A 5,075-nucleotide genomic window follows, 5' to 3' on the forward strand; every position below is an offset into this window, starting at 1 on the left:
CCCGTCAGGGGGTGCGGGCCCTCGGCCGTACGGTGCGCAGGTGCGCCGTGCAGTGCGGTGCGTTCGCCGTGCGGGCGACCGGCGGGAGCGGCTACTTGGCCGACTCCTCCTCCTCGTCGTCGACCGGCGCCTTGATCGGCGGCGGCGCCTTGAGCAGGATCTGCCAGGTGACGTACATCGCCAGCAGCAGCGGCGGGATGCCGAGGGCGACCTTCAACCAGCCGAGCAGGTTGACGTTGTGGGTGAAGTACAGCGGGAAGAGGATCACCGGCTTGAGGCCCATGATCACCACCCAGGCCCAGGTCGCCTTGGTGTAGGCGGCGAGCCGGCCCGGGTTCTCCTTGCGCCAGGTGAACATCTCGCCGGTGATCGGGCCGAGCATCACCCCGATCATCGGCCAGCGCACCACGGCGGAGACCGCGAGGGCGGTGCAGTAGCCGACGCTCCAGAGCAGGCCGGGCAGGTAGAAGTCCTCGGCCTTGCCGCTCTTCATCGCGATCCAGGCGCCGAGGGCGACGCCGAACACGCCGCTGAAGGCGTGCTGGATGGTCTCCCGCCGGGCCAGCCGCGCCACCACGAACAGGGCGCTGAGCCCGAGCGCGGCCCAGGCGGCGGCGCTGACCTGGTGGGTGAGGTTGTAGGTGACGATGAAGACCAGGCCGGGCAGCGTCATGTCGATCATGCCGCGCACGCCGCCGAAGGCCTGCAGGATCGTGTCGGCGGCCTCCTTGGAGGCGGCCTTGCGGGCGGCCTCGGCGGCCGCCGGGTCGAGGGGCCGCTCGGCGGCCGGCGCGGTGCCTTCGATCGACTTGGCCAGTCCGTCCGCGGCCTCGGCGGCGGCGGCGTCCTGCCAGGCCGCCACGTCGGCGGCGTCCAGGTCGATCCGGGCAGTGGCGTCTCCGCCGGGGTGGTTGCTCACGCTCATTCGCTCCCGTGTCCGACCGGACGCAGTTCGTAGCGGGGGTTGAACAGCACGCGGCGCCCGCGTGCGTGACTGATCCGGCCGCTGGCGACGAGCCGACGGCCCGGTTCTATGCCCGCGATCGAGCGACGCCCCAGCCAGACGACCTCCAACGCCTCGGTGCCGTCGAAGAGCTCGGCCTCCAGGGCCGGCACCCCGGCCCGCGGTCGGAGCGTCACCGTGCGCAGCGTGCCCGCGACGGTGACCAGCTGCCGGTCGGCGCAGCCGGCGATCGGCGTGCAGCCGGACTCGGCGGCGATCTCCTGGCGCAGGTCCTCGGCGTCCAGTTCCTCGGCCGAGGTGGTCAGCCGACTGAGCATGCGGCGGAACCGCCCCGGCGGCTGGCCACTGCTGTTGTCACCACTCATGTCGGCAGGGTACCGGTTTCGGTGCCCCCGGCGGCAGGCGTCGCCCCCGCCGGGAGGCTGCCGAGGGGCCGCCGGGGAGCCGCCGGTCAGCTCTCGAAGCGGTAGCCCATGCCCGGTTCGGTGATGAAGTGGCGCGGGTGCGAAGGGTCGCGTTCCAGCTTGCGGCGCAGCTGGGCGAGGTAGACCCGCAGGTAGTTGGTCTCGGTGCGGTAGGCCGGGCCCCACACCTCCTGGAGCAGCTGGGTCTGGCTGACCAGCCGCCCGGCGTTGCGGACCAGGACCTCCAGGAGGTGCCATTCGGTGGGCGTGAGGCGTACGTCGGTGCCGTCCCGGTTGACCTTCTTGGCGGCGAGGTCGACGGTGAAGCTCTCGGTGACGACCAGCGAGTCGTCCTCCCCGGCGACCGGCTCGGCCCGGCGCACGGCGGCCCGCATCCGGGCGAGCAGTTCGTCCATCCCGAAGGGCTTGGTCACGTAGTCGTCGGCGCCGGCGTCCAGGGCCTCGACCTTCTCGTCGGAGGCGTGCCGGGCCGACAGCACGATGATCGGCACCCGGGTCCAGCCGCGCAGGCCGCGGATCACCTCGACGCCGTCCATGTCGGGCAGGCCCAGGTCGAGGACGACGACGTCGGGATGGCGGGCGGCGGCGAGTTCCAGCGCGCTCGCCCCGTCGTGGGCCGCGTCGACCTCGTACTTGCGGGCCTTGAGGTTGATCACCAGTGCGCGGACGATCTGCGGTTCGTCGTCCACGACGAGGACCCGGGTCATTTACGGACTCCGCCTTTCGGGCTGTCGGATCTTACGGACTGTTGTCTCGGCTGTGCGTGCGGCGTGGTTCCGCCGGGTCTCAGGTGATCAGTTCGGAGAGCGGGTCGTGGCCCTCGCCGCCCGGCGTGTCCGGGCCGGGCCGCTCCGGCGGCCGTTCCGCGGCGGGCAGGCTGACGACCATGGTGAGGCCGCCGCCGGGGGTGTCCTCGGCGGTGACGGTACCGTCCATGGCCTCGACGAACCCGCGCGCCACCGCGAGGCCGAGGCCGACCCCGGCGCCGCGCGGCGCGTCCCCGTAGCGCTGGAAGGGGGCGAAGATCCGCTCCTTGGCGTCCTCGGGGACGCCCGGTCCGCGGTCCACGATCCGCAGCTCGACCCGGCCCGGCCGGCCCGGCGGTTGCAGGGCGTCGGCCTTGACCAGCACCTTGACGCCCTCCGGGCTGTACTTGACGGCGTTCTCGACCAGGTTGGCCAGCGAGCGCTCCAGCAGTCCGCCGTCGGCACGGATCATCGGCAGCGTCTCCGGCACGTCCAGGCGCACCGACTCCGGCGGGACGCCGCCGAGCGCGTAGGGCACCACCTCGTCCAGGTCGGTCTCCTGGATCAGCGGGGTGACGGTGCCGGTCTGGAGCCGGCTCATGTCCAGCAGGTTGTTGATCAGGTGGTCGAGGCGGTCGGCCCCGGCCTCGATGCCGGCCAGCAGTTCGGCCTCGTCCTCCGGGTCCCACTGCACGTCGGCCGAGCGCAGCGAGGTCACCGAGGCCTTGATGCCCGCCAGCGGGGTGCGCAGGTCGTGCGAGACGGCGGCCAGCAGGGCGGTGCGGATCCGGTTGCCCTCGGCCTCGCGGCGGGCCGCGGCGGCCTCCCTGGCCAGCCGGCGGCGCTCCAGCACCACGGCGGCCTGGGCGGCGAACGCGCCCAGCAGGCGGCGGTCGGTCCCGGGCAGCACCCGGCCGCGCAGCACCAGGGCCAGGCTCTCCCCGACCGGGACGTCCACGTCGGCCTCCTCCGGGCGCCCGGGCGGGCGCGGCCCTGCGGTGGCGACCGGCACCCAGCCGCCGGTCGGCTCCGGGCGCTCCAGCAGCGCGGCGCTCTCCTGCCCGAAGGTCTCCCGGACCTGCTCCATCAGCGCGGTCAGCACGCCGTCCCCGTTGGGGGCGCCGCGCAGCACCGTGCCGGCCAGCGCGCTGAGCGTCTGCGCCTCGGCCTGGGCGCGGGCCGCCTGGTGGGTGCGCCGGGCCGCCAGGTCCACCACGGAGGCGACCGAGCAGCCGACGATGGTGAATATCGCCACCGCCATGATGTTCTGCGGCTCGTTGATCGAGAAGGTGTGCAGCGGCGGGGTGAAGTAGAAGTTCAGCACCGAGGAGCCGACCAGCGCCGAGCCGATGGACGGCAGCAGCCCGCCGACCAGCGCCGCGCACACCGTCAGCGACAGGAACAGCAGCATGTCGGTGGACAGGCCCAGCCCGCCGATGGTGGTCAGTACCAGCGCCAGCACCGGCGGGCCGACCAGCCCGACCAGCCAGCCGGCGACGGTCCTGGTCCGGCCCAGGTCGGTGACCCGCCGCACGGGTATCTTGTTGCGCCGCCCGTGCCCGGCGTGCTCGTGGGTGACCATGTGGACGTCGATGTCCCCGGCCTTCTGGGTGACCAGGGTGCCGACGCCGGGCCCGTACAGGTACTGCCAGCCGGGGCGACGGCTGGTGCCCAGCACGATCTGGGTGGCGTTCACCCCCCGGGCGAAGTCCAGCAGCCCCCCGGCCGGGTCGTCGCCGAGCACGTTGTGGAAGGAGCCGCCGAGGCTCTCCACCAGCGCGCGCTGCTCGATCAGCGTCTGCGGGGAGCCGGTGCCGGCCAGCCCGTCGGACCGGGAGATGTGGACGGCCAGCAGCTCGCCGCCGGAGACCCGGGCCGCGATCCGGGCGGCCCGGCGGATCAGCGTCGCCCCCTCTGGGCCGCCGGTCAGGCCGACCACGATCCGCTCCCGGGCCTGCCAGGTGCCGACGATCCCCTGCTCGGCGCGGTACTTCTGCAGGTACTCGTCGACCCGGTCCGCGGTCCACAGCAGCGCCAGCTCGCGCAGCGCGGTCAGGTTGCCCGGCCGGAAGTAGTTGGCGAGCGCGGCGTCGATCTTCTCCGGCATGTAGACGTTGCCGTGCGCCAGCCGCCGCCGCAGCGCCTGCGGGGACATGTCCACCAGCTCGATCTGGTCCGCCCGGCGGACCACTTCGTCCGGGACGGTCTCGCGCTGGCGCACCCCGGTGATGCCCTCGACGGCGTCGCCGAGCGACTCCAGGTGCTGGACGTTCACGGTGGAGATCACGTCGATCCCGGCGGCGAGCAGCTCCTCGACGTCCTGCCAGCGCTTCTCGTTGCGGCAGCCGGGCACGTTGGTGTGGGCCAGCTCGTCCACCAGCGCCACCTCCGGGCGGCGGGCCAGCACGGCGTCCAGGTCCATCTCGGAGAACCGGGCGCCCCGGTGCACCACCTGTTGCCGGAGCACGACCTCCAGCCCGGCCACCAGGTCCGCAGTCCGTCGCCGGCCGTGGTCCTCCACGAACGCCACCACGACGTCCGTGCCACGCTCCTGCCGCCGGTGTGCCTCGGCGAGCATGGCGTACGTCTTGCCGACCCCGGGGGCCGCCCCGAGGTAGATGCGCAGCCTGCCTCGTCCCATGAGCACCATTCTTGATCCGGCTCTGCCCGGGAGCCACCCCCGGACACCTGTTCCCCCTGCCTTCGAGACTACGGCGTGGGCGGCGGTATTCCGCTGATCAGTCCACTGATCATGCGGTTTTAGCGGCATATTGACGGAGGAGCAGCCACTCGGCGGGGGTCGGTCGAGGGTCTCCCGGGGCAGCCCCGTCCGCTTTCCGCCGGTTGTCCCGGAAATGCGAAAAGGCCCACCCGGTCACCCGGGTGGGCCTTCTCTGAATGATTGTTCGGCGGCGTCCTACTCTCCCACAGGGTCCCCCC

4 protein-coding genes are annotated in these 5,075 nt (G+C 73.0%); all 4 read right to left on the reverse strand.

Annotation, left to right across the window (positions count from 1 at the left end):
- Positions 1-91 precede the first annotated feature (91 nt).
- The 4 genes from ACFXPX_RS43470 to ACFXPX_RS43485 all read right to left on the reverse strand — a co-directional run bounded on the left by ACFXPX_RS43470 (position 92) and on the right by ACFXPX_RS43485 (position 4,776).
- Positions 92-919, reverse strand: coding sequence for a DUF3159 domain-containing protein (locus ACFXPX_RS43470; RefSeq protein WP_375897301.1), 828 nt, complete (start codon positions 917-919; stop codon positions 92-94).
- 2 nt (positions 920-921) lie between these two features.
- Positions 922-1,329 (reverse strand): OB-fold nucleic acid binding domain-containing protein, encoded by a 408-nt coding sequence (locus tag ACFXPX_RS43475; protein WP_360245819.1) that lies wholly within the window; start codon positions 1,327-1,329, stop codon positions 922-924.
- Positions 1,330-1,415: 86 nt separating this feature from the next.
- Positions 1,416-2,096, reverse strand: coding sequence for a response regulator (locus ACFXPX_RS43480; protein ID WP_033351413.1), 681 nt, complete (start codon positions 2,094-2,096; stop codon positions 1,416-1,418).
- A 79-nt stretch (positions 2,097-2,175) separates the two neighbouring features.
- Positions 2,176-4,776 carry an ATP-binding protein gene (locus ACFXPX_RS43485; protein ID WP_380532863.1) on the reverse strand — a complete coding sequence of 867 codons (2,601 nt, stop codon included), beginning with the start codon at positions 4,774-4,776 and terminating at the stop codon, positions 2,176-2,178.
- Positions 4,777-5,075: the final 299 nt, after the last annotated feature.

Origin of the sequence: Kitasatospora sp. NPDC059146, assembly GCF_042786665.1 — a bacterium.
In the GTDB taxonomy this organism is placed as follows: Bacteria; Actinomycetota; Actinomycetes; order Streptomycetales; family Streptomycetaceae; genus Kitasatospora.

What these genes read in the sequence shown, in the direction of transcription:
- ACFXPX_RS43480 (WP_033351413.1), bottom strand. Translation starts at nt 2,096, where the DNA reads ATGACCCGGGTCCTCGTCGTGGACGACGAACCGCAGATCGTCCGCGCA.
- ACFXPX_RS43475 (WP_360245819.1), bottom strand. Translation starts at nt 1,329, where the DNA reads ATGAGTGGTGACAACAGCAGTGGCCAGCCGCCGGGGCGGTTCCGCCGC.
- ACFXPX_RS43485 (WP_380532863.1), bottom strand. Translation starts at nt 4,776, where the DNA reads ATGGGACGAGGCAGGCTGCGCATCTACCTCGGGGCGGCCCCCGGGGTC.